The organism is Dyella koreensis, assembly GCF_044904565.1.
Classification (GTDB): Bacteria; Pseudomonadota; Gammaproteobacteria; order Xanthomonadales; family Rhodanobacteraceae; genus Dyella_D; species Dyella_D koreensis.
Genome location: NZ_JADIKD010000009.1, coordinates 400,058 through 425,374 on the forward strand (window position 1 = coordinate 400,058; position 25,317 = coordinate 425,374).

Annotated in this window: 20 protein-coding genes and 1 tRNA gene; 7 read left to right on the forward strand and 14 right to left on the reverse strand. The window is 63.3% G+C overall.

Annotation, left to right across the window (positions count from 1 at the left end; genetic code table 11):
* Positions 1–149: 149 nt before the first annotated feature.
* Genes ISS97_RS09190 through ISS97_RS09235 form a run of 10 tightly spaced genes read right to left on the reverse strand, consistent with a single transcriptional unit; the run spans position 150 to position 11,516 of the window.
* Positions 150–1,277 carry a GNAT family N-acetyltransferase gene (locus ISS97_RS09190; RefSeq protein WP_379985118.1) on the reverse strand — a complete coding sequence of 376 codons (1,128 nt, stop codon included), beginning with the start codon at positions 1,275–1,277 and terminating at the stop codon, positions 150–152.
* Positions 1,274–2,821, reverse strand: coding sequence for an oligosaccharide flippase family protein (locus tag ISS97_RS09195; RefSeq protein WP_379985117.1), 1,548 nt, complete (start codon positions 2,819–2,821; stop codon positions 1,274–1,276). The genes ISS97_RS09190 and ISS97_RS09195 overlap by 4 nt, the downstream gene beginning before the upstream one ends.
* Complete coding sequence (locus tag ISS97_RS09200; RefSeq protein WP_379985116.1) at positions 2,818–4,551, reverse strand: hypothetical protein; 1,734 nt, start codon at positions 4,549–4,551, stop codon at positions 2,818–2,820. The genes ISS97_RS09195 and ISS97_RS09200 overlap by 4 nt, the downstream gene beginning before the upstream one ends.
* On the reverse strand, positions 4,544–5,536 hold the full coding sequence (galE, locus tag ISS97_RS09205) for a UDP-glucose 4-epimerase GalE (RefSeq protein WP_379985115.1): 993 nt from the start codon (positions 5,534–5,536) through the stop codon (positions 4,544–4,546). Before galE ends, ISS97_RS09200 begins: the two co-directional genes overlap by 8 nt.
* Positions 5,533–6,405 (reverse strand): alpha/beta fold hydrolase, encoded by an 873-nt coding sequence (locus ISS97_RS09210; protein ID WP_379985114.1) that lies wholly within the window; start codon positions 6,403–6,405, stop codon positions 5,533–5,535. The genes galE and ISS97_RS09210 overlap by 4 nt, the downstream gene beginning before the upstream one ends.
* A complete protein-coding gene (locus tag ISS97_RS09215) occupies positions 6,405–7,187 on the reverse strand; it encodes an alpha/beta fold hydrolase (protein WP_379985113.1) in 783 nt (260 codons plus the stop codon). Before ISS97_RS09215 ends, ISS97_RS09210 begins: the two co-directional genes overlap by 1 nt.
* On the reverse strand, positions 7,184–8,530 hold the full coding sequence (locus ISS97_RS09220) for an outer membrane beta-barrel protein (protein ID WP_379985112.1): 1,347 nt from the start codon (positions 8,528–8,530) through the stop codon (positions 7,184–7,186). The genes ISS97_RS09215 and ISS97_RS09220 overlap by 4 nt, the downstream gene beginning before the upstream one ends.
* Positions 8,531–8,532: 2 nt before the next feature.
* On the reverse strand, positions 8,533–9,318 hold the full coding sequence (locus ISS97_RS09225; protein ID WP_379985111.1) for a P-loop NTPase family protein: 786 nt from the start codon (positions 9,316–9,318) through the stop codon (positions 8,533–8,535).
* Between the two features lie 3 nt (positions 9,319–9,321).
* The gene (locus ISS97_RS09230) at positions 9,322–10,860 is read right to left on the reverse strand and encodes an XrtA system polysaccharide chain length determinant (protein ID WP_379985110.1); all 1,539 of its coding nucleotides are present in this window, start codon (positions 10,858–10,860) and stop codon (positions 9,322–9,324) included.
* Positions 10,861–10,895: 35 nt separating this feature from the next.
* Positions 10,896–11,516 carry an XrtA/PEP-CTERM system exopolysaccharide export protein gene (locus ISS97_RS09235; RefSeq protein ID WP_379985109.1) on the reverse strand — a complete coding sequence of 207 codons (621 nt, stop codon included), beginning with the start codon at positions 11,514–11,516 and terminating at the stop codon, positions 10,896–10,898.
* 1,187 nt (positions 11,517–12,703) lie between these two features.
* On the opposite strand from ISS97_RS09235, the gene ISS97_RS09240 reads away from it, so the two are divergent.
* The 6 genes from ISS97_RS09240 (at position 12,704) to tsaA (ending at position 18,074) form a co-directional block, all read left to right on the forward strand.
* Entirely contained in the window at positions 12,704–13,801 is a 1,098-nt protein-coding gene (locus tag ISS97_RS09240; protein ID WP_379985108.1) for a hypothetical protein, read from the forward strand.
* 146 nt (positions 13,802–13,947) lie between these two features.
* Positions 13,948–14,763, forward strand: coding sequence for an SAM-dependent methyltransferase (locus ISS97_RS09245; RefSeq protein WP_379985107.1), 816 nt, complete (start codon positions 13,948–13,950; stop codon positions 14,761–14,763).
* 157 nt (positions 14,764–14,920) lie between these two features.
* Positions 14,921–15,136, forward strand: a complete 216-nt coding sequence (locus tag ISS97_RS09250; RefSeq protein ID WP_379985106.1) for a hypothetical protein — start codon at positions 14,921–14,923, stop codon at positions 15,134–15,136.
* A 348-nt stretch (positions 15,137–15,484) separates the two neighbouring features.
* Positions 15,485–15,787 carry a hypothetical protein gene (locus tag ISS97_RS09255; protein ID WP_379985105.1) on the forward strand — a complete coding sequence of 101 codons (303 nt, stop codon included), beginning with the start codon at positions 15,485–15,487 and terminating at the stop codon, positions 15,785–15,787.
* A gap of 94 nt (positions 15,788–15,881) precedes the next feature.
* Positions 15,882–17,609, forward strand: a complete 1,728-nt coding sequence (locus ISS97_RS09260) for a diguanylate cyclase (RefSeq protein ID WP_379985104.1) — start codon at positions 15,882–15,884, stop codon at positions 17,607–17,609.
* Between the two features lie 51 nt (positions 17,610–17,660).
* Positions 17,661–18,074, forward strand: coding sequence for a tRNA (N6-threonylcarbamoyladenosine(37)-N6)-methyltransferase TrmO (gene tsaA / locus ISS97_RS09265; protein ID WP_379985103.1), 414 nt, complete (start codon positions 17,661–17,663; stop codon positions 18,072–18,074).
* Positions 18,075–18,126: 52 nt separating this feature from the next.
* Here tsaA and ISS97_RS09270 read toward each other — a convergent pair.
* Positions 18,127–18,203 (reverse strand) — tRNA-Arg (locus tag ISS97_RS09270).
* 191 nt (positions 18,204–18,394) lie between these two features.
* The gene (locus ISS97_RS09275; RefSeq protein ID WP_379985102.1) at positions 18,395–20,293 is read right to left on the reverse strand and encodes a M61 family metallopeptidase; all 1,899 of its coding nucleotides are present in this window, start codon (positions 20,291–20,293) and stop codon (positions 18,395–18,397) included.
* Positions 20,294–20,616: 323 nt separating this feature from the next.
* On the opposite strand from ISS97_RS09275, the gene ISS97_RS09280 reads away from it, so the two are divergent.
* A complete protein-coding gene (locus tag ISS97_RS09280) occupies positions 20,617–21,207 on the forward strand; it encodes an outer membrane beta-barrel protein (RefSeq protein WP_379985101.1) in 591 nt (196 codons plus the stop codon).
* 107 nt (positions 21,208–21,314) lie between these two features.
* Here ISS97_RS09280 and ISS97_RS09285 read toward each other — a convergent pair whose 3' ends face one another.
* Both ISS97_RS09285 and ISS97_RS09290 read right to left on the reverse strand, forming a co-directional pair.
* Positions 21,315–23,222, reverse strand: a complete 1,908-nt coding sequence (locus tag ISS97_RS09285) for a M61 family metallopeptidase (protein ID WP_379985100.1) — start codon at positions 23,220–23,222, stop codon at positions 21,315–21,317.
* A gap of 495 nt (positions 23,223–23,717) precedes the next feature.
* Positions 23,718–25,154 carry an amino acid permease gene (locus ISS97_RS09290; protein WP_379985099.1) on the reverse strand — a complete coding sequence of 479 codons (1,437 nt, stop codon included), beginning with the start codon at positions 25,152–25,154 and terminating at the stop codon, positions 23,718–23,720.
* Positions 25,155–25,317: the final 163 nt, after the last annotated feature.

The following is a 25,317-nucleotide window of genomic DNA, read 5'->3' on the forward strand; positions in this document are numbered from 1 at the left end:
GGGGATGAAGGTGAAGTTCAGCTGTCGCTGACAATCCCTGTCAGCGAATGCGTACAGAGGTCAGGAAATACTAGAAGGCGAAAGGAACACAGCCACGACGAAGTGGCTATCGCAAAGGGAGCTGCTCCCACGCTCCGTCTCTCAGCAAACTATTCCCGACGCATCGCCCGCCGCATCCCGCGATACACCCACCGCAACGGCGCAATCATCCCAAACCGCAACCGCGCCTCTGCCCCGCGCACCATATATAAAGCCCCGCACGGCACGTGCCGGTTCGCCAGCACGCGCTTGTACTGGTTGTCGCCGTAGCCGAAGTCGATGACTTCGCCGGGGTAACGCTCCAGCAGATCCTGTATGGCCTGGAATACCAAGGCCGAGCCCACGCCGTGCGCGGCGAAGGCTTCGTCGTAGCCGGTGTCGTCGAGCAGGTAGCGGCCGCCGAGGCGGTAGCCGTGGACATAGGCGATGGGTTGCTCGCCGAGCATCAGCAGGTGGCCGATCAGGCGGCGTTCGCTGGCGAGCTGGCGAAACAGGGCGCGGCGTGCGGGCAGTGCCCAGTCGATCGCTACGGCGTCCGCATGCCAGCTACGTGCGTAGACCTGGTTCATCAGTGCACAGTAGTCGTCGACTTGCTCCGGTGTATCGACGATGCGCAGCTGGGCTTGCTCGCCGAGTTTCTTGTAGACATTGCGCAGGCGACGAGTGAGGTCGTTGCGGCGTTTGGAGCCGAGGCCCGCTAAATAGGCCGACAGCGATTCCTGTGGCTCGATGGTCCAGTTGATCTGGTCGAGCAGGTTCGCCTGCACGGTGGTGAAGTGCGCCGGTCCCGTCGATACGGCATGAGCAAGCGTGTTGGGCAATTCGGTTTCGCGGATGCGCAGGACATGGATGCTGCGGTCGCGCTTGAGTGCTTCGGCGATGGCGGCTTCGGCTGCAGGCCTGTCATGGAGTGACGCCACCACGCCGGCGCCGAGCAGGCGCAGCGCGCGGCCCTGGTAGATCGGCACGCGCCGGTCACCGACGGCGATGCGCGCGTGATGGTGTTCGACCACGAACGGCGCATAGCCGATGGGCTTGCCGTTGTCGCCGCTGGCAACGACGACGTACGGCGTTGCAGCGCCGTTACGGCTTTCCAGTTCGAACAACAGCCAGTCGGGATGCTGCACGATGCTTGAAGCTGCGCCGGGCCGTTCGGCCACACGCGCAAGTTCGTCGCGCAAATGGCGCACGGCATCGGCGGTGTCGAGAACCACGCAAGCGGGTCGCGGCAGGGTCATGACAGGCTCCGCGCGCTCGGGGGATGCAACAGATTCAGGCCACGCATCAGCACGCGGCCAGGTGGGCCGAGGCGGTTAGCGATGCTGCCCATCAGGCGATAGTCGTCGCCGCTCCAGTAGCGCACCCACACACTAGCGGGCAGGAACACGGCGACAAACAGGGCGCTGCCGGCGATAAAGCCGTAGTGGCTTGGCAGCCATGCAGTGACCAGCCACGCCAGCGCCGTGGCTATAGCGGCTACGCCGAACAAGCGCGCCATCGGCGCAATCGGCAGACCTTGGCGCGTCGCGCGTCGCAGGTAGAACACGGCCAGCGCGAGTTCGGTCAGGCGTGTGCCGGCATAAGCGAGCACGGCGCCGGGCAGACCCAGCGTCGGCACCAGCAGCAACCCGAGCGTGGCGTTGGCGATCAGGGCGGTGACGCTGATGCGCACGCGGTCGTCCTGGCGGTCCACCACCGTCTGGAAGGCGACGATGCCGTTGACGATCAGCAGCAGGCCGGCCAGCACAAGGAAGGCTTCGATGGCGGGAATCGCGGCGGTATAGCGGTTGCCGTAGAGCAGCGCGACGATCTGCGGTGTGGTGACCAGACCGAGCCCGGCGATCATCAGGCCGACGGCCCAGTAGAAGCGCGTTGCTTCACCAAGGAAATGCGCGGTGCGCTCCTGTCCATGCTCGCCGAAGGATTTCGCCATGTACGGCAGCAAGGTGCTGGTAAGCCCCACCGAGAACAACTGCACCGCGCCACGCGTGAGGGTGACGGCGATGGCGAAGAAGCCGACCGCGGTGGATGTGGCGAACGTATTGAGCAGAAATACTTCGAAGGTACCGGCCTTGAACGCGCCGAGCAGGACCAGCACAGCGGTGAAGCGCAGATGGCGGTTCAGACGAGCACGAATATCGATGGGAATCACACCGGCGGTGAACGGCTGGCAGTAGCGGCGATAAGCCAGGCGGTTGAGCAGATTGAGCAGCAACTGCGACACCGCAAAGATCGCGACGAAGGCGAGTAGCCCGGCGTGCAGCAACGTCGCGCCGATCACCAGAAGGATGCCGATGGCACCCGCCAGCACCGTGGCGATGGCTTCCGGCTCGAAATGCTCCTGCCCTTTCTCGATCGCCACCAGCATGCCGTAGTTGGCTTTGGCCACCGTGGCGACAAGTACCAATGCCGTCACCGGCAGCAGGTAGTCGCGCCATTCGTCGGGCCGCAGGATCGCCACGCCCAGCAGGAACAACACAACAACGAAGAGCGAGCTGAGGTGCTGCACACGATTGAGATGCTGCGCGATATGCGAGGACACTGTCGGCGTGCCGGCACCATCGGCTTCGGCGATGAACTTGGTGGACGATGTCGTCAGCGCGTGGTTGCTGCAGGTGATCAACCAACTGCACAGCCACACCGTGAAGGCATAGCGCCCGAAGTCCGCCGGCCCCAGCGCGCGTGCGATCCAGATGCTGACGACGAGGCCGAGCGCGTACTCGATGTAACTCGATACCGAGACGATAGTGACACTGCGCAACACGGCGAGGCGGCGGTTCATGGCATGCTCCGCGCGGCCAGTTGCGGTGGGCCGTGCAGCAGGCCGCTGCCGGCCGGCTGGCGAATCAGCCACTGCACCACGCCACTGCCGCGGTTGTTCCAGTTGAAGCGGCGCAGCGTGTCGCTCGCTGTAGCGCAGGCGACGTTATAGGAGTTGGTGAGTTTCTCCAGGCGTCGCTTCAAGGCTGCGCTCTGCTGTGGATCACGCTCGAAGTACCAGGCAGCGGCCACCGGCAGGGTCAGCTCCACGTTATGCGCGTCGCTGTACCAGCCCTCGGATTCCTGGATCGCGCTCAATGCCTTGGTGCCTGCATGCGCCGACGACCAGTACCAGGCGATCTGCCCGTCAGGCCCCGAACAGGAGTTGCGCCAGTCGTGCGGGGACACCAACAAATTGGCATCGATCCAGCCGTAGCGTTCCAGGTAGCGCCCGAACGCGGTGAGCATCGGCGGGATGCGTGCGTCGCCGGTAACCAGCCACGCATGCCACAAGCCATCGACGATGTTTTCGCTCATCCATGGTGAGCTACCGCGTACGTCGGTCTCGGGATTCCACGAGTCGTTCTCGTGCAGATTCCAGCTGTTGCGCCAGGAGCCGTCGTTGCCGAGCTGGTCGGGGTTGTTGCGCTGGTGCTCGTCCAGCCACCCGATGCGCTCCTTGATGCGCGCCAGATCATCCGGATTGCCAGTGAGTTCGTAGGCGCTCACGGTTTCCAGCAGACCCAGCCCGGCAAGGCGTTCGGTGAAGTATTGCGAGGGCTTGGTGTAGGGACCGGGCCGTGTGTTCCAGCCGCCATTGCCCCACAAGGTCATCATGTTGAGCACGGTGGCCTTGTCGTGATCGCCATCGTTGCCGGTAAGCGCTACGGCGAGCAGGATCGGTTCCACGTAGACGTATTTCACGTCGCAAGGCTTGTCACCAAGCAGCCAGCCACCGGCGCACGACGGGCTGATCGGGAAACCATCGCGGCGGATGTACTTCATATAGAAGCGATAGCTCAGGTCGGCCGCCTGCAAGTAATCGACACGGCCGGTGCGCACATAAGCCTTGAACAGTGTGGACGGACGATCGAACAGCCAGGCCGAGGCGTCATCCACCGGCAACTTGCGCGCCCACTGGAATTGAGCGGCGACGTATTCGGCGTAGGGTTCGCCGGGCACGGCCGGCTGCTGCGGCCCGGCAATTAGCGAGGCGCATAGCCACGCGGGGCTCAATGTCGCCAGCGCGGCCGGTACGCGCAGGCCTTGCTCGCCGTCGACCAAGCCTTCCGCGTAAGGCCAGCCGGGCAGATCGCGCTGGCGCGGCTTGCCCAATGCAAAGTAATAGGTCTGCGTATCGCCGCTCAGCGCCGTGCGGAACTGCACACGCACCGCGCGCAGGCTGCCGTCCTTGAAGTGCCAGCGCAGCAGGGTCTGCACGGCGGCCGGTACTTCCTCGTCGTGTTCGTCGAGCACGCGCAACTGACGCGCGTCGCGCAACGCGCCTGGTGGCAGCGGAATACCGACAGAAACGACAACGTTGTTGCCGTGGCCGGCATTACGGTGCACCACAATGCGCTGGTCGGGCAGCAGCTCTGGCGACAAGGTCTTCTCGCGGTCCGCCGCGCTCGCACCAGTGCGCGCGGCGTGATGCCTGAAAGCCTGAGCGGGGCATGCGGAGCAAACGACGAGCCAGACGGCGGCGTGGCAGAGCAGTCGCAATGTCTGCCGGACCTTCATGTGCTCAGACATGCTCGGCGCGTTGCGCCAGTTTCTGCTCCCACAGAAAAGCGGTGCGCACGATGAAGTCGAGATCGTCGTAGCGCGGCTGCCAGCCGAGCAGATGCTGCAGGCGACCGCAGCGCGCGATCAGCATCGGCGTATCGCCCGCGCGGCGCGGCTGCTCGATCACATTGAGGTGTCGGCCGCTGACGCGCGTCACTGAGTCGATCACCTGGCGCACGCTGTAACCGTGGCCGTAGCCGCAGTTGAGGGTGAGCGATTCGCCATCGTCGCGTAGATGATCCAGCGCGCGCAGGTGGGCGGCGGCCAGGTCTTCCACATGGATGTAGTCGCGGATGCCGGTGCCATCGGGCGTGTCGTAATCGGTGCCGTAGATCGACAGACTTGGGTGTTTGCCCACCGCATGCTCGCAGGCCACCTTGATCAGCAGCGTGGCGTGCGGCGTGGAATGGCCGATGCGCCCCTCCGGGTCGCAGCCGGCGACGTTGAAGTAGCGCAGGATCACATGCCGCATCGCGCCGGTGGCGCAGTAGTCGCGCAGCATGGTTTCCGACATCAGTTTGGAGGTGCCGTAGGGGTTGATCGGGTGCGTCGGCGTCTCCTCGTCGGCCACGCCGTTGTCGGTCATGCCATAGACCGCGGCGGTGGAGGAGAAAATGAACTTGTCCACGCCCGCATCCGCGCAACAGGCCAGCAGATTCTCCGTGCTGCAGGTATTGTTGCCGTAGTACTTGAGCGGATCGCGCACCGATTCCGGTACTACCGTGTGCGCCGCGAAGTGCAGCACGGCGCCGACACGATGCTTGGCCAGCACGCGTGAGACCAGCGCGGGGTCGCCCACATTGCCTACTATCAGTTCGGCACCCTTCACGGATTCGCGGAAGCCGGTGGAGAGATTGTCGATCACCACCACATGCTCGCCGCGCTCGGCGAGTTGCTGGACCACGTGACTACCGATATAGCCCGCGCCTCCGGTAACGAGTACAGCATTCATGGCAACGTCTCCAGCTCGGCGCGCATTACGGGCGCGGCGGCGGCTTGTGCAAGGGGAAAGTTGCTGAGTAGCCAACCGTCGATCTGGTCGATCAATCGCTTGCGATCGTCGACCAGTACATAGGTGTGATCGGTTTCGCGCACGAAGCGGGTGCTGACCCGCGGATGCACCATGACCTCACCGAAGCATTCGCGGAACTGGCGCGCATGGTTGAAGAACATGTTGATGCCGCCGCTGTAGATCAGGCACAGATGCATGCCGCGCTCGACCATGCCGGCCAGATCGGCGCGCACCACGGTCTGTGGCGAAGGCACGGTGCTGAAGACAGGTTCTCCGCGGACTTTTTCCGCGGACCGGCGATGCAGGCTCAACAGGCGGCGCCAGCGCGCCAGATCGATAAGCCTGGGCAGGTAATGGCGAAGGCGATAGCCGAACGTGCGATACGCATAGCCGTCGAGAAAGACTGCGCCGGCCACCTTGTCATCGACGCAGGCCACGGTGTGCGCGTTCTGCGCGCCGGAACACAGGCCGATCAATACAAAGCGCGTGCAGCCCGCCTGCCGGCGCAGCAAGGTCATCGCGTCGTTTGCATCGGCAATGATCTGTTGCTCGCGCGATTGCGATTCACCGCTCGCGCCGCTGTCACCCACAGTGGAGAAATCGAAACGCAGGGTGGGATAACCGCTGGCGTTGAGGCGCCGGGTCAGCTCTACATGCAGGCGGAACGGACCGACGCGATGCACCAGCCCGGCATTGAGCACGATCACGCCTATGGTGCTGGCACCTACCGCGCCCTGCGGCGCCGGCGGCAGGCCGGCGACGCCGATCAGATGCCGTGCACGTCCAAAACGGAAGGCTTGCTCCTGCATCAGCGGCCTCCCTGCCAGTGGTGGGTGACGGCCTGGATCAAGGGGTGCGAGAGGATCGCCTGTTCGAGCCGGCGCAGGTCGTCCCACGGCGTGAATGGATGCAACTCCTTCACCTTGGCATGCGCGGCGACCAGACCTTTCCAGCGATGCGCAGGGGTCGGCGGCAGCGAGTCGAGCACCAGCGACGGGGAGCCCGCGGTATCGGGCCGCAGATCAGCCAACTGATGGCGCAAGCGCGGGCTGATCGCGAAGCCGAGCCATTGCGCCGCTGTTTCGTCCACCGCGCGCGGCTCTACAAAGCGGTGCGGGTCCTGGCGCAAGGCGGCCTGCATCGCATCGAGTTGCTTGATATAGGCGCAGCCGTCCACCACGGGATCCCACACCACCACGTCGGCGAGCCGCGCACGCGTTGTCGCGGCCAGCGCGATGCTGCCGCCAAGCCGCGCACCGAAAGCGACGACATGTTGGGCGCCGCTACGCGCGCGCAACTCATCGGCGGCGGCGCAGGTGTCGGCGATGCAACGGTCCCAGTCCACTTCCGCGCTGGTGCCGGCGGAATCGCCGGTGCCGTAGTAATCGAAACGCAGCACCGCGCAGCCTTCGGCGGCCAGCGCGTTGGCGAGCTGCCGATACAGGCGGTGACAACGGATATGGTCCTGTCCCCACGGCGGGCACAGCAGCGCCGCCTTGTTCGCGCGGCCGGACGCCGGGTGATACAGCCCGAACAATTCGCTGCCCGGCCCGAAGAAGAAGGGATACTCGCTATCCATGCGCGCGCTCATCGCCGGTACACCACACCGAGGAAGAACGCGGTCTCGTGGTAGCTCTGGTTCACCGCGTCGCTGTTGCGACGCTGGTACGTTACTGAGGCATGCCAGCTCCAGTGCGGCGTCCACTGATGCGCCAGGTCGAGACCGTAGCGATAGGTTTTGTCGGTACGGTTGAGCGTGCTGTAGTCCAGCTTCTCGCCATAAGCGAAACCGGACAAAGTCAGTGTCGGACGCAACCGGTATTCGGCGTTGAAGCCAAGGCTGCGGCCCGCCTGGTTCAAGGTGCGGTTGTTGATGTAACCGAGGCGGCGATAGCCGGGTGTCACGCCCGCCGAGAAACGCTCACCGCGATAGGCGTACGACAGATCCAGGCGGCGCTCCAGGTACACCTGGGAACTCACCACCACATTACCCACGCTCACACCCTGCAGGGTTGCCGCCACCGGCTGGTTCTGGTCGAGGAACGGCTGGTACGGCTGTTGCGCGATGTCCTGCGCCGCGTCGGCATATTGATAGGAGCCCGACAGGATCACTTCATTGTGCAGGTTCGGCTGCCAACCCAGGGCCAGCCGCACCAGCGGCGCGGAATCGCTGCCCGCACCCTGCTTGAATTTGAGCCGCGAGTAACCCAGCGAGACATCGGTAGTGAAGTGCGCGAGCTTGCTGGTGTAGCGCGCATAGCCTTCAATACGGTCGTAGTTGGGTCCGCTCAGGCTCTGATTGAAGTCGACGTGCTGGTACTCAAGGTTGGCCGATATCTGCGCGGTCGGACTGAGATCGCGGAATAGCCGGAATGCGCCCACGCCACGGGAGGAATTGAAGTCCTTTACCTTCGACGCATAGCTGTTCACGTAGCGCACCTCGGCCTGCCCGCGCATGGCGTCGCCCATGCGAAAATGCAGGATCGGGCCCACCGACAGCACGTTGGTCTGCTGCTGATTGTTCGGCGCGTTGCTGGCCAGCGAGTCAACGGGCTGGATGCCGGCATAGTCTTCGACGGACAAGTCCAGCCGCTGCGGCATCACCGTCCAATTGGCCTGCGCGGCGAGCTGGCCCTGTGTCTGGTTGTCGAACGTGTTGCCCAGGTAGTCGCGGTATTCCAGGCTGCCCGCGACTTTGGCCTGCACCGTCGAACCGAGCTGCGAATAAGTAAAGTTGACGCCCGGAATAAATACGTTCTGGCTCACCGGGTTGTTCGTGCTCAGCGTGATGTTGTCGCTGTGCTCGATGCCGGCGTACAGCGCGTAGTCGAACTGCGCGGCCGAAGCAGCACCGGTGGTGACCAGCAGTGCCAGCGCGATCGCTCGGGCGAGTGTCGAGTGCGCCGGCTTGTTCCTTTCCCGGTACGCGCTCATGGCTATGGGACCTGGTTGAAGACGACGCCGGCCAGCTTCGCCGGATCGAAGTTCGTCACCGCCTGGCTGATCGCCGCCGGCGTGTCGCGACCGTAGCCAGCGACCACCACCACGAAGTCGGCCAGATCGGAAAGGATGCGCGCATCCGGCGAACCCTTGATCGCCGGGCCATCGAGAAACAGGTAGCGGTCCGGATAGCGGCAACGCAGTGCGTCGAGCACGGCACTCATGCGGTACGAGGAGTAGTACTCGCCGATGTTCTCGTGCGCACGGCCGGCCGGAATCAGGCGCATGCGCGGAATGCCGGTGGGATACAGAATGCGTTCGATACCGAGCGCCGGATGCTCCAGCAAATCGATCAACCCGCCGGTGACCGGATCCACGCCCAGCGCGCGATGCTGGTCCGGGTAGCGCAGGTTGCAGTCGATCAGCAGGCTGGTTTTGGCTTCGTCGAACGCGAAGGCGGCGGCCAGGTTGCGCGCGACGAAGCTGCTGCCCGAGCGCGGACTCACCGACACCACCAGCGTCACGAAATTCTGCTGGCCGCCCATGCCAAGCAGGCGTGTGCGGATTTCGCGGAAAGCATCAGACTGACGGCGTACCGATTCATCGCGATGGATCAGCCGCTTCTGTTCGAGCTGCAGCGGCGCCAGCATGCCGGCGTGATCGTGCATGCGCGCGATCATGGCGTGGCTGGCCGAAGGTCGCTTTTCCAGTGTCCGGGCCGCTGCCTCAAGTACGTCTTCGACATGGTCGGGAAGCAGCTTTTCGTTGTTTTTGGCGTTCATCGCTTACCCCTTCAAGCGCAGCCAGAGGATCGCCAGATACACCACCGCTACACCGGTGATGGTCAGCGCCAGCATGCTGTTGTGCAGACGCTCACGCCGGCGGTCGCGTGGCGTGGGATAGAACGGAATGGTCGCCAGTACCGCGAGCCCGGTGTCGTGCTCGAGCCGCTGCACTGAACGCACGCGCGGGTCGAAACGCACCAGGGCGAACAGCAGGCCGAGCGGTATCGCCACAGCAAGCGTCAGGCCAGCCAGGCCGAAGTGCATGAAGCGCAGGCCCGACGGTGTGAGCGGCAGCATCGCGGGGTTCTGGATCAAGAAGGTCAGGCCGCGCTGCTCGGCGTCGAGGTTCATCGACACGCGCGCGTTCTCGCGGCGCTTGAGCAGGTCCTGATAGACATCGCGATTGACGTTGTAGTCACGCGTCAGCTCGGCGGTGACGTTTTCCGAGTTGGCGATGCGCTTGCTGCGCTCCAGCTCGGCCTGCAGCATCGATTCGCTCGCGCCAAGCCGTGCCGCGGCGGCGGCGGAATCGCCACGCACGGTGGCAAGCTGGCTCCGCATCTGCTGATAGACCGGGTTGAAGCTCACCACGCTTTCCGTTGCCGGCGCGCCGACCGAGCGCGCTTGCAGCTTGCGTTGCTCGGACTGTGCGAGTTGCTGTTTCAGATCCTGCATCTGGTGGCGCGTGCGCACGACGTCGGGGTAGTCCTCGGTGTAGCTCAGCAGCAGCTTGTCGAGATGCGATTGCAGTTCGGCCAGCTGGGTCTGGTAGATGCCGTCGGCGGTCTGTACCGCGTTGACTTCGGATTCGCCGGAAAGCTGCGAGGCCAGCGACGAGGCCTGCGAGCGGCGGTCCATCATGTCCATGCGCGCGGTTTCGATCTGGGTGCGCAGCTGGCTGATGCGTGCGTTGGTGTCGGCCTCGCTGCCCGGACGCGCGTCGGCATTGCTGTCCCGATACGCCTTGAGCTTGGACTCGGCGTCGGTGAGCTTCTTGCGATACGTCTCCACCTGGCTATTGATGAACTCGTACGCCTCGCGGCTTTCGCGCTGCTTGGAGGCCAGGCTTTCGCTGATGAAAAGCTGGGCGAACTGCCGCGTGACGTCGTAGGCGCGATGCGGATCGGAATCGAAGTAGCTGATGGTGATCAGGTTGCCGTTGCCGGTCTTGACGATGGTGCGGCCCTTGATCCCCTCGATGATGCGGTCCTGTTCCAGCGGCGTGGGGTTTTTGGCCATCCATCCACCGCCGACCAGGATCTGGTCCAGCACCTTGCGGCCGAAGATCACGTCGCGCGCAATGCCGGCGCGATTCTTGTTGCCGGTCGGCGCGGCCACGCCCTCCATCAGCGGCGTGATGATGCTTTCCTGCGCGAGGATGGTGGTCGACGCCTCGTACTTCTTCGGCCACAACATGCCGGTGACCAGCGCGGCCAGCGCGATGGCGGCGAACACCAGGCCCATCGCGAGCCGTCGCCGGCGTGCTTCGCTGGCCAATGCAGGCAGCAAGCTGCCTAGAGGTGTGAGTTCCCCGTTCATGATGTCCCTTGCCCCCCTTCTCCCGTGCTTCCGCGTCAGAAAACGCGCAGCGGCACCGTGATCACGTCGCCCGGCTGTACCGGATAGTTGGTCGCCAGATCGCCCTGTTGCAGCACCTTGTCCAGGCGGATCGCATAAGGCGTGGTAACGCCGGCGTCCGCGCGATACAGCTCGGTGCGATCGGGTGCGGCGAATTCGGTAGTGCCGCCGGCCGCGAGTACGGCGTCGAGCACGGTCATGCCCTGGCGATACGGAATGGATACTGGTGTGCGCACCGCGCCAGTTACGCGCACGCGGGACAGGTATTCATGGCTGCGCAACGCGGTGAGGATCACTGCCACCTGCGGATCGCGCACATAGGCGGTGAGCTTGCCCTTGATATCACCGGCCACTTCCTCCGGTGTCTTGCCGCCGGCGATCACATCGCCGATCAGCGGCACGGTGATCTTGCCGTCGGGCCGCACCGGCACGCTGACGCTGAGATCAGGGTTCTGCCAGACGGTGATCTGCAGCTGGTCGTCGACACCGATGCGATAGGTGTTGACTGCTTGCGCCTGCGGGTTGATCGAGGGCGGCGTGGAGACGCCGCCGCCGGTGGCGCATGCGGTCAGCCACAGGACGGAACACAACACGAGAAGATGGCGGTGGATCTTCATGGATGGATATCCGGTGCGTGGAAAATGTGAGCGAAATCACAATACACCGGGGGCTTTCGCGGCTGACGAGACCATAAGGCCTATATCGAGCGGTACATCGCGTTGGTTTTTTTTGCTGTGAATGCTTGTGGTGGTGCTGGGAAGTGCGTGGTTGTGGGGGGATGTTGTTGTGGGGGTTGTACGCGGCCATTGGTGGTAGCTGGATGGCCGACGGGTGGTTGGAGTGCGGGTTTGGTCTAGTGACACCCTTTTCTACTTCGTCATCCCTGCGTAGGCAGGGATCCAGTAGTGATGCGCTTCGATGTTCGCGCTATCGCGACCGGGCTCGCCTGCCGCGGGCTTTCGTCTCGCTGCCGCGAGCCGAGTTACTTTCTCTTGCTTGCCCAAGAGAAAGTAACCAAAGAGAAGGGCACCCCTCTTGCGCGCCCTCCGGCTTCGCCTACGGGTCCGTGAGGGTTGGCCGGGCTTTTCGACGGGACATCCATGTCCTGTCGAAAAGGAACCGGCATCCATGCCGGTTCCCCTACGGGCCTTTTCGTCCAACCCTCACCGCTCCACAGGGGACCCGTTACGGGCTCGCTGACGCATCGCCTTTCGGAGCAACAGCTCCCTCTCCCCTCCGGGGAGAGGGTTGGGGTGAGGGGTGGGTGCTCGGGAGCGCGTTGCTACTTGGCAGGTGTGTAGGCATTCGGCCCTACGGTTTAGCAGCGCGGCCGCAATACGTTTTTCATTACCAGAACAAATACGCAAGTTACGCGTCAGCTCCACACGACTAAATCCCGTGAAAATCGATTCTCATTTGCCTTTATTAGGGCTTATTTCTTGCGATTTTCCGCATCAATTTGCGTTTAATCGATTCAAGCTTCCTATTTTTATTTCCCGTGTCCGAAATTAGGTTTTTTCCAGTTGACCGACGAATGGAAAGTGCCTAGCGTCTGCGCGTCCGTTATCAACCGGGGGGCATAACGGACGGTTCCGGGGCGATGTGTGCTGGGGAGGATGCATCGCCTTTCTTTTGATCCGCGCGGCCTGACAGGGAATGCCCGGGAGGCTTTCCGCGCTGGATCAGTGGGAATCCGCATTACGCACGTCAATCCAATGCCGCACGCGAGTGCGGTTCTTTGCATGGGGCCACGCTGCCGCATCGGTGTCGTGCGCTCTGGAATAACTCAACGGGGAGTTAATGCATGAATGTTCGTCTTTTTGCAGCTGTCACCGCCCTGGCTCTGACTGGTCTGGGCGCCAGCTCCGCTATCGCGTCGGATGACACCGGTTCGGATAATCCGTTTGCTCCGTCTTATGCACACTCGTATCGCCACGGCGCCGTGCCGTCGCGCGAGGCGCATGAGCGCATGAAGCAGTACGCCGCCATGCACGCAGGCACCACCAGCACCAAGACGCTCAGCTACGGCGGCGGCATCGACGGTATCGGTGTCACCAGCGGCACGCCCAAGGTGTATCTGGTGGTGTACGGCAGCCAGTGGGGTACGTCCGGTACCGATGCCAACGGCAACATGACGCTTTCGGGCGATGCCTTCGGCGCCGTGCCTTACCTGCAGCAGCTGTTCAAGGGCCTGGGCACCGGCGGTGAGCTGTGGTCGGGTGTCATGACCCAGTATTGCGATGGCGCCGTGGCCAAGCTCGCTACGAGCTGCCCGACCAGCGGTGTGACGCACATCGGCTATCCGACCGGCGGCGCCTTCGCCGGCATCTGGTACGACAACTCCGTCGCCTCCCCGTCCAATGCCACCGCTGCGCAGCTCGCTCAGGAAGCGATCAACGCCGCCGCGCATTTCGGCAACACCACGGCCGCCTCCAACCGCTACGTGCAGTACGTGATCCTGTCGCCGACCGGCACGCACCCGGATGGTTTCAACACCTCCACCGGCCAGTTCTGCGCATGGCATGACTACAACAAGGATGCGGGCGTGACCTCGCCGTATGGCGATATCGCCTTCACCAACATGCCGTACGTGAAGGACATGGGCACCAGCTGCGGGCAGAATTTCGTCAACAGCGGCGCCGCCGGCAACCTCGACGGCTTCTCCATCGTGGAAGGCCATGAGTACGCCGAGACCGTCACCGACCAGAACCCGGCCGGCGGCTGGACCAACCACACCCGTTCTACCTACAAGGGTCAGGAGAATGGCGACGAGTGTGCGTGGCTCAGCAGCGGCCAGGGCGCCAGCGCCAATGTCGTGATGGGCAATGGCACTTACGCGATGCAGAGCACCTGGTCCAACGACACCGTTCGTTGCGATATCGCACATCCGATCGTGCACTAAGCAGCGGAGCCCGGGCCTAGCCCGGAACCGTGCAAAACAGAACGGGGCCGCGCAAGCGGCCCCGTTTTCGTTGCGCGCGGTTGCCGCGCGTCAAAACCGGTTCGATACTCGGCGGTCACAGCGCCCGGCCAGCCGAGAGAGTCCGCATGAATACCCAACCACCCGCGGGCAGCCTGGTGTGCGTCGGCATCGGCATCACGCTCGGCTCGCATATCAGCCCGCTGGCGCGCAGCCACATCGAAACGGCGGATGTGGTGTTTGTCGCCGTGTCCGACGGTCTGGTGGAACTATGGGTGCAGCGCATGCATCCGGACGTGCGCAGCCTGCAGCCGTTCTATCAGACCGGCAAGCCGCGCATGCAGACCTATCGGCAGATGGTGGACGCCATGCTGACCGAAGTGCGCGCGGGCAAACGTGTCTGCGGCGTGTTCTACGGCCACCCCGGCGTCTTTGCCTGGGCCCCGCACAAAGCCATCGAAACCGCACGCGCCGAGGGATATCGCGCGCATATGGAACCGGGCATCTCGGCGGAGGACTGCCTTTACGCGGATCTGGGCATCGACCCCGGCACGCGGGGCTGCCAGCATTTCGAGGCGAGCCAGCTGATGTATTACCGCCGCCGCCTCGATCCCAGCGCGTGGCTGGTGCTGTGGCAGATCGGGATCACCGGCGACCACGGCCAGAACCGTTTTTCCACCAATACGGCTTACCTGCAGGTGCTGGTCGATGTACTAGCCCGCGACTATCCACTGGAGCACGAGGTGATCGCCTACCGCGCAGCGACCCTGCCCATCCATCCGCCCCGCATCGAGCGGACAACCCTGGCGCGAATGCCGCACCTGACACTCGATGCGGCGGATACGCTGGCGATTCCACCTGCCACCCCGATGGAACCCGATCCCGTGACCCGGGCCCGGCTGGCGGCGCTGGACATGGTCCGGGCCGATGCCGTTGGCACGTGAGCTGCATTGCTACTAAGGGGCTCTCTCCTTGACGCAGCGGGATTTGACGGGACGAAGGGGGCTATGATTCCGGTCGCAGCGTCGGCCCTTTTTTCAGGGCTGGCGGTGCGGATAACCGGATACTTCGGCGAAACAACCAGCTCGGGAGGGAAATCCCATGTCGGATGTCATCGATTTTCTCGAAAGGATGGGCCAGGACGCGCAACTGCGTTATGCATCGCAGGACACGATCGGGACGGCCCTGGCAGACACACAGATCGAGCCGCAGCAATGCTCCGCAGTGCTCACCAGCGATCCGGAGCGATTGCGTACCCTGCTCGGTGACGGACCGCTGTTCGCCACACTGATGATGCCCGGCGCTATTGAGTCGTAGAACAAACTGCGGAAAGGAGCGCGGCGAAACCTCTCGCCACAGCAGCTTGAAAACCGCCGCGCTCCATCTTGCCACCGCGCCTTCTGGCGCAGGTTTCTTCGGAGCATAGGCGACGGCCCAGGCCGTGGTATCCGTTTCGGCATAGTCCATGGCGTCAGCCGGCCGATAGATTGAGTCGTTGCAGAGGGGCGAGTAGGTTCGGCGGATGAAGCATTCCAGGTTCCCTGCTCGGGAACGCCCGGACCGATGAAACAGGGACACTTGCGATATGTGGTTTCCGAGGGGGAAACCACGCATCGCAATGGTCCGGAATGATTTTGAGAACAGCTGACCAACTAGGGGGAAAACATGTCGGACGTCATTGAGTTTCTGGAAAAGATGGGCCGGGACGCGCAGCTGCGCCACGCCTCGCCCGAAGATATGGAGCTTGCGCTGGAGGATGCGCGGATCGACGCGCCGCTGAGTTCGGCCATCCTTGCCCAGGACATGTCGGATCTGTACGACCTGCTCAAGCTGCAGCCCATGTTCGCCACCCAGATGGAACCCGGCGAGGAAGAGGAAGCACCTGGCAAGGAAGAAGAACCCGGCAGGGAAGAGGAAGACGCTCCTTCGCAGAAAGTCAGTTCGCGTTTTGCGGCCGCTGCGCCGTAAACACCGGCGACCGATGGCCAGCGGCATACATCGAGCGGCTCTGGCGGGACTTGTCCTGCTTGTTGGCCTGTTCGCGGGCACGGCTGCTGCCGCCGTGCCCGAAGCCAGTGATGCGCTGGACATGCTCCGTCGTGCGGACAGCATCAAGACCTCCAACCATGTTGAATTCCTGTCGCTGCTGAAACAGTTGGACGCTCGCGCGGCAAGCCTGCCGGCCGACCAACGTTCGTACCTGCGCTATCTGGATGCATGGCAGGTGGCCTACGAGGGCAGCTATGAAGGCGCCGGACTGCAGCTCAACGCCATCATCAGGGAAGTCACCGATCCGGTCCTGCGCTTCCGCGCGACCGCCACGCTGATCAATATCCTCGGCATCGGACATCGCTACGAAGAAGCTTTCACGCATCTGAGCCATCTGATCGACGACCTGCCGAACATCAGCGACAAGAGGGCGCGCTTCCAGGGCCTGGGCGAAGCCTCGCAAATGCTGATCTCCGCAGGCCAGTACGATCTCGCGGTCAATTATGCCGAGCAGATGCTGGAGAACATTCCTCCCGGCGACACTGCCTGCAAGGCCACCTCCTACAAGCTTCACGCGCAATTCCGCCGTGGCGGCATGCAGACGCTGGACAAAGCGTTCCAGGAAGGCGTCGAGCTGTGCGTCAACACTGGCGAGACGCTGTTCGCCAACGCCATCCGCGCCGACATCGCCAGCTTCGAGATCCAGCATGGGCAGACGGCGCATGCCATCGCCTTGCTGCAGAACAATTACGCGAGCGTCAAACGCGATCAGTACCCCAGCCTCATTTCCCAGTTCGAAGCGCTGCTGGCACAGGCTTTCTGGCAGGTGGACGAACCCGTGCAGTCGCGCAATTTCGCGCTGGCGGCGATCGATAGTTCCATCAAGGGCGAGTACACCGAGCCCCTGAGCATTGCCTACGATCTGCTCTACCGGATCGAGAATCAGCAGGGCAATTACCGCGCCGCGCTCGCGTATCACGAAAAGTACCTGGCCGCTGACAAGGGCTACTTGAACAACGTCAGTGCCGAGGCGCTGGCCTATCAGGTGGTCAAGCAGCAGGTGCAGGCGAGCAAGCTGCAGTTCGACACGCTCAACAAGCAGAACCAGATCCTGCATCTGGAGCAGGCGCTCGACCGCAAGGCGGTGGAGAACAGCCGGCTCTACATCATTCTTCTGTTGACGGTGCTTGCCTTCATTGCGCTGTGGATCTATCGCCTGAAGCGTTCGCAGCTGCGCTTCATGTGGCTATCGCGGCTGGACAGCCTCACTGGCATTTGCAACCGCAAGCACTTCCTCGAGGAAGCCGAGCATGCACTGCATCACGCGCAGAAGAGCGGGCAGAAGGCGGCGCTGATCATTATCGATCTCGATCATTTCAAACTGGTCAACGACACTTACGGCCATGCCGTGGGCGACCAGGTGCTCAGGCGCGCTGTGGCAGCCTGCCAGCCGCATCTGCGACCGCGCGATATTTTCGGCCGGCTCGGCGGCGAGGAATTTGGCGTACTGCTACATGACTGCGGCGCCGACCAGGCGCTGGCACGCGCCGAACTAATCCGTGCCGCGATCGCCGCCACGCCGTTGATCGACGAAGAGAGCGACGTCGTGATCTCCGCCAGCCTGGGCGTGGCCACCACCCTTCGCTGCGGCTACGAAGTGCGCGATCTGCTGATCAACGCCGATCACGCGCTCTATCGCGCCAAGAGCGACGGACGCAATCGCGTGGTGTCAGTGCGCATGGACGATGGCGCCGGACGCTTTACGCATGAAGCCGCGCAGCGGGCAGGTGCCGGTGGCTAGGAACCGCATGCCTCATCGATATCCGCACCTTGCACTGATCGGGAGAGCTGCATGCCGCGTTTCGAAATGAAGCCTATCGGCATCGTCGAATCGCCACTCACCGATCTTGCATCGGCCCCGCGCCAGCCCGACGAAGGCGCGCCCGAAGCCTGGCTCGTGTTCGAGCCGGAAATGCTCGAAGGCCTGCGCAACATCCAGCCCGGCGATTCGGTCATCGTTATCACCTGGCTCGACCGCGCACACCGCGACGTGTTGAGTGTGCATCCGCGCGGAGACCGGACGAGAGCGCCCGAAGGCGTTTTCAGCACGCGGGCACCGCATCGCCCGAACCCGATCGGCCTGCATCAGACGTCGGTGATGGCCATCGATGGCACGCGAGTGCGGGTTAACCATCTGGAAGCGCTCGATGGCACGCCCATCATCGATATGAAGCCGGCGCTCAGCGAGGAAATCGGCCAGCGCTAAACGATGGGCTGATGCGAACTGACCGCGCGAAGCATGATCGGAACAAGGGAAATGGCGCGCCCGGAGGGATTCGAACCCCCGACCAATGGCTTCGGAAGCCACTACTCTATCCGGCTGAGCTACGGGCGCGTGATGCGGCAGGACCGCTGCAATGCTGGGCAGTTGCGCGGCGAACGCGAAGTATAGCGGACTTGGCTACGCCGATGGGACGGCCCCCGCCGCGCGCCCAAATGGCCGCCATCCAAAAGAAAAGCCCGCTGCGGATGCAGCGGGCCCGGACGCACGGGCGCCTTCCCTCGCAGGGAAGGCGCCCAGGTAAATCAACGCGCCTTGAGCAGCTCCGCCAGGCGATCCGGCTTGCCGGCGACGCGTTCCAGATGCGGGTACTTCAGGCCATCGTGGTAGTCGATGCGCAGGGTCTGGTACTGGTCGAAGTTCTTCACCAGCAGTTCGATCGGCTGGTTCTTGTCCTTCGCGGCCGCCGTCACGGCGTCCTTGATGGCATCGCTGGAGAACTCCTTGCCATTGACGGCGATCAGCTTCATGCCCGGCGACAGGCCAGCCTTGAAGGCGGGGCCGTCCCACAGCACGTCGGAGATGTCGCCGCCCTTGCCCAGCGAGATGCCCAGCGAATACACCAGATTGGCGCCGCCGAAGCGCGCTTCGGCGGCCTTGGCCGCCGCGGAAGGCTTGTCGTTGTAGACCAGCTTCCAGCCGCTGGCCTCGATGCCGCCGATCAGCGGACCGTGGCCATCCAGGCGCTCACGCAGATACGGGGCCCAGTCGTAAGGCTGGATGTCGTTGAGCGTCTTCACCACATCTTCGAAGGTGTAGGTGTTGACGTCCCACTCGCCGTTCTTCATGCCGAAGAAGGATTTGCCGAAATCGTCGATGGACTTCTTGTTGTCCGACAGCTCGCGCAGCTTGCCGTCCACGTCCAGCCAGATCATCTGGCCGCCCGAGTAATAGTCCTCGCTCATCTGATAGTTGCGGTAGGGCAACGGACGGCGCTGGGCGATGATCGGGTCGTTGGTGGTGTCCTGGATGTTGCGCCACTGCTGCAGGCCCGGACGGCCCTTGTCGTAGTTGGCGGCGACCATGGCGAGCATGTCGCGTGCCTCGTCTTCCTTCCACAGGCCCGAGCGCGCGGCCATCACGTAGCCCCAGAACTGGGTCTGGCCTTCGTACACCCACAGCAGGCTGTCCTGCATCGGTACGTTGAAGTTCGGCGTGGCGAGGTCGGCGCCGCGGCGGTACTTGCCGTCCCACGAATGGTTGAACTCATGCGGCAGCAGGTCGCGGCCGAGCACACCCTTGTCCCACTCGGTGAAGTAGGCCGGCGGCAAGCCGTTCTCGCTGGAGCGGTGGTGCTCCAGACCGTTGCCGCTCATCTTGTCGCTGAGCGAGAACAGGAAATCGTAGTGGTCGTAGTGGTGCGCGCCGTACATCTTGTACATCTGCTGCACCAGGTTCTGGTGCAGCTTCAACTGCTCCGGCTTGATCTCCAGGTACTTCGGATCGTCGGCCACGATGTTGAGGAACACCGGCGTCTTCGCGCCCGGGTCCAGATCCACGCGCTTGAAGTACTTGCCGGCGTAGATCGGCGAGTCGACCAGGTCGTCGTAGTCGATCGGCTTGAAGTTCACCGTGTCGCCATTGCGCGAAGCCAGCTCCAGCGCACTGCCGTACTGCCAGCCGGCGGGAAACTTCACGCTGGCCTCGGCCTTGATGCGGCTGGCGTAGTAGCCGGCCGGGTACATGCTCACCGTGTTCCACTGCAGGTTGAGCATCTCCTGGGTCATGGTGACGCGACCCTGGCTGCGGTCCTGCGCGGAGAGGAACTGGAACTCCACCTCCACATCGCTCGCGCCTTCCGGCACGTCAACGTGGAAGGCGTACACATTGAGCGGATCGCGCGTCCACTTCAGCGTCTTACCGTTGGCCGTGATCTTGAGGCCGGCCAGCTTGTCGATCGGGCCCGTCGGCGAGTGATTGCCCGGCAGCCACTGCGGGTACAGCAGGGTCAGCGGGCCCGCCTGTGCCGGAATCACCTCATGCACGCGGAAAATGCGGCGCGCGAGATCGGTGGCGTCCACGCTGATCTTCAGCATGCCGTTGAACGGGACGTCCTGCGGTGCCGGAACGTCGGCGAGCGCGGCGAAACTGCCCAGGCCGAGGGCCGTGGCGACAATGGCGGAAGCGAGGCGTGAAGCTTTCAAAACGATCTCCTGTGGCAGAACCCGCGCGTCCGTGACCGGACGTTGAACGGCATATGACTGGCCGATGCTAGACCGCGACGGCGTGCCGCACCCCATGCCAGAGGTCATGAAGTACCCCGCTTTAGCCCCTGTGGCGCGGGCTTTTCGGGCCCGGGAGCCGGATTCACAAGACTGAACCTCGCCTATCTCGGAACCCTCTGAGGGGTTTTGAAATGTAAAAACGCCCTTATCCTTCCGGTCCCCGCGAACCCCGCGCGGGCCGCCGCGACGACTCCCCCTATGCGTCGCGCCGGGCAACCACAAAAAAGAAGATGGAGTTCTCCATGAACAAGACTCTGCTTTCGGCCGTGCTGGCCGTCGCTGCCCTGTCCCCGTTTGCTGCCAAGGCCGATGACGCCAGCAGCAACCAGCTCAACAACTTCTTCGTGACCGGCAACCTCGGTCAGAGCAACTACCGCGTTGGCGGCATCTCCGACAAGTCGGACGTGTTCCAGAGCGTTCGCTTCGGCTGGCGCTGGAACAACATCGTCGGCGCCGAAGCCGGCTTCACCTCGCTCGGCCAGGCCAAGGACAAGATCGGCAATGCCACCATCGGCGTGCAGCCGAAGGCCGTCCTGCTCGGCGTGAACGCCAAGTACGACTTCTACGGCCCGTGGTTCGTCAGCGGCCACGCCGGCTACCTGCGTTCGCGCAGCGTCGGCAGCGTCACCGTCGGCGACGTGCGCCAGACCGAGCGCAGCTGGAATAACGGCTGGTATGGCGGCGTGGGCGTGGGCTACAACGTGACCCAGAACGTCGCCCTAGCGATCAACTACGACAACTACCACGTCAAGTACGGCCGCGGCGGCAGCAACCAGTCGCAGACCAACGCCAACGTGGCTGCGTACTCCGCTTCGGTCGAGTACCGCTTCTAAGCGCGAACCGTTCCCATGGAACATCGCGTGCCGCGCAAGCGGTGAAGTGCAAAGCAAAGAGGGCGCCTCGCGGCGCCCTCTTTCTTTTTTTGCAGTAGCTGCGGGGCCTACTTCAGCGGTGCCGCGATTTGTCCCAGGCGATCCTGCCCGGTCGCTCGCACGAGATGCGGATAGCGCATGCCGTCGTGGTAGTCGACCGATACGGTGCTGTAGAACTCGTTGTTCTTCACCAGCAACTGGATCGGCCCGCCCTTGCCCTTGGCCGCCTTGATCGCGTCCTTGAGCGCATCGGCTGAATAGTCGCGGCCATTCACCGCCACCAGCTTCACACCTGGCACCAGCCCCGCCTTGAATGCCGGGCCGCCCCACTGCACGTCGGTGAGCTTGCCTTCGCCGTTCACCGAAAAGCCGATCGAGTAGGCCAGGTTGAGCGAGTGCCGCACCGCCTCGATCGCCTTCTGCAACGACGAGGGTTGCTCCTCGAAACCGAGTTTCCAGCCGGCGTGCTCGACGCCATGCTCGGGTAGCTGGTCGCCGGTGTAATCCAGGCGTTCGTGAAGGAACGCAGCCCAATCGTCGGGCTGCACCTTGTTCAAGGTCGCCACCAGATCGTCGAAGGTGTAGGTGTGCGGCACCTGGCTGCCGTCTTCGATGCCGTGGAAAGCGCGTACGAAATCATCGAGCGAACGCTTATCGTGGCTGAGCTCGCGGATGCGCGTATCCACGTCCAGCCATAGCAACGTGCCTTCGGGGTAGTAATCGGTGCCGCGCTGACGATTCAGCCAGTTGGAACCCTGGAACGCGGTGAGCTGCACAGCGTCGGCCGTGTCCTGCATCGAACGCCACTGGCGGCCGGTGCGATAGGTCATGCCCGCCTGGGTTTCGGCGATCCACTCGCGATACTGCTCCGGCGTCCACATCCCCGAGCGCGCCGTGAGCACTTCGCCGTAATAGTTGGTGAGACCCTCATACACCCAAAGCAGATCGCTCTGCATCGGTACATTGTAGTTCGGGGTCCACAGATCGTGCGGGCGCCGGAACTTGCCATTCCAGGAATGCACGAACTCGTGTGGCAACACGAACGCCGCCCACTGATAAACGTTGTCGTCGGTGAGGAAGTTGGCCGGCAGGCGATCGTCACTGGATTGCGTGTGCTCTAGGCCGAACGAGCCGTTGTGGTCCGACAGGGTCAGCAGAAAATCGTAGTGCGCGTAGTGGCGTGCACCGAACAGTTTGACGGTCTGCGTTGCGAGCGCCTTGTGCTGCGCTTCCTGCTTGTCACTCAACTTCAGGCTGGCTGGATCGTCGGCCACCATGTCCAGATAGACCGGCCCCTTGCTGTCCGCGCCCAGCTGCACACGCTTGAAGTACTCGCCGGTCACCAACGGCGAATCGACCAGTTTCTCCAGGCTAACCGGCTTGAACGCCACTTCGGCGCCAGCCTGGTTCTGCACCTCCAGTGCGCTGGCGAACTTCCAGTCCTTCGGCAACGTGACGGTCGGCTGCACTTCGATGCGACTGGCGTAGAAACCGGCCGGATAAAACACGACCTGGTTGAATTCCACGTCCGCTAGCTTGGGCGTCGCCGAAGCACCCGCGCCATAGAGACCGCCACCCTGCTCGCCCGGCGACAGGAACTGGAACTGGACCTGCAAAGCATCCGTACCTTCCGGCACCTCCAGATGCAGCGTGTACATATCACGCAGATCACGACGCCACGGCAGCTGCTTGCCGTTGGCGGTGATGATCAACCCACTGACGTTGTTGACCGGCCCCGAAGGAATATGCTCGCCCGGAATCCATTTCGGGTAATACAGCGTGAGCGGCCCCGGCCTCACCGGAATGCTCTCGGTGACGCGGAAAATCTTCTTCGGCGCGTCCGTCAGATCCAGCTTGAGCGTCAACGTCCCCGGATAAGGCTGATCCATCGCCTCGGTTTCCGCAGGCGCCGCCTGCACACTCGCAGCACCCAACGCCGCCACCACCGACCAACTCAGCAAAGCCCTAGCGAACATAACAGGCAACTCCCAAGTGGACACAACGGCCCGATCCTAGGCCGATGCACAAGCCACACCGCATGCCATTCGTCACGCATGCAAAGAGCATGTACTCGTCAGTCCGCATCAAAGAAATTTTCCGTGACCCGCATCACTCCGACACACACGGATGTGCCAAGGCAGCTTTTGCTCTTGATCTCGAAGCGGTGAGGGTTGGACGATAAGCCCCGAAGAAAACCCATCCCGACGTCTGACACTGGAAAAGGCGCAGCTACAGAGCACGCCGCCTGCTCTGAGGCCATTTCTCTTTGGTTACTTTCTCTTTGGGCCAGCAAAGAGAAAGTGACCCGGCTCGCGGCAGCGAGTCGGAAGCCCGCGGCAGGCGAGCCAGGGCACGCAGACGCGACAACCGAAGCGCACCACTCTGGATTCCGGCCTACGCCGGAATGACGAAGCAGGTAAGACATCGTAAGACCGAACCCTCTCCCGGCGGGAGAGGGCTAAAGCGCGCGCTTAAGCGCCCTTCTCCAACTTGCTATGGCGAATGCCATAAGCAAAGTAAACCACCAGCCCCAAGCTCACCCAGATCAAAAACACCTTCCACGTGATCAGCGGCAACTCCGCCAACAGCCAAATCGAAAACCCGATACCGATCAGCGGAATCAACGGCACCAGCGGCGTGCGGAACGAGCGATGCAGATCCGGCTTGCGCTTGCGCAGAAGCAGCACCGACGAACAGATCACAATGAAGGCAGACAGCACACCGATATTCACCAGCTTCGCCACTTCCTCGATGGGTAGAAGCCCAGCCACCAGCGCAGTGAACACACCCAGCACAATGGTGGGCCGGTGCGGCGTGCCGTAGCGAGGATGCACCTTGGCGAACCAGCCCGGCAGCAAGCCATCACGAGCCAGCGCGAACCAGATGCGCGTCGCGCCCAACATGAAAGCGAACAGCACGCTGATCAGTCCGAACACCGCCGATACCGAAACGGTCAGCGCCACCCAATGCAGACCCAATCCCTTGAAGGCATCGGCTACCGGTGCGTCGGTCTTTAGCGTGCTGTAGTGAGCAATGCCGGTGAGCACCAGCGATACCGCCAGGTACATCGCCATCGAAATGCCCAGCGACAACAGCACCGCTCGCGGCAAGTCGCGCTGAGGATTCTTCGACTCCTCGGCGGCCGTGGTGAGCGTGTCGTAGCCGAAGACGGCGAAGAACACGACCGCCGCCGCGGAAGCCACGCCCTGGAAGCCGAAATGGCCAATGCCGTCGGGGCCGACGACGCGCGCGGGAATAAACGGCACCCAGTTGGACGGATTAACGTAGAAGGCACCGATGCCAATCACCAGCGCCACGGCCGCAACCTTGATCGCTACTACCAGCGTGTTGAAACGCGCACCCCATTCCGTGCGGAAGATCAGCAACGCCGATACCCCCAGCGTCACCAGGGCGGCGACCACATTGAAGACATGGCCTTCGCCGGTGCCGATGGCTCCTTTGGCCCATACCGGCAGATCCATGCCCATGCTGGCCAGCGCCGATTGCACATAGCCCGACCAGCCAATCGCCACCACCGCGACGATCAGTGCGTATTCCAGCAGCAGATCCCAGCCGATCAACCAGGCCGCCAGCTCACCTAGCACGGCATAGCCGTAGGTATAGGCGCTGCCGGTGACAGGGATCATGCCGGCGAACTCGGCGTAGCACAGCGCGGCCGCTGCGCTGGCGATGCCGGCGATCAGGAACGAAAGCGCCACGGCCGGACCGGCGTTCAACGCCGCCTGCTGGCCTGCCAGTACGAACACGCCGACGCCGATAATGCCGCCGATACCGATCGCGGTGAGTTGCCACAAGCCCAGCACGCGGCGGAAATCCCCGCGTTTGCCGGCCTCCGCCTGGAGTTGTTCGACCGACTTGTGACGCAACAGCTTGCTAGCAACGCTCATCGCAGAGATCCCGGACAACGAAGCGGCGATCATAGCGAATGCGTCCACTGGCGCCATGCTGCGGTTGCGCGGAAGTGGCCAGTCGGTAGCGGCCTTCCTACTCCGTCATTCCGGCGCAGGCCGGAATCCAGTGGTGAAGCGCAACCTATGCGCTCTCACCTGC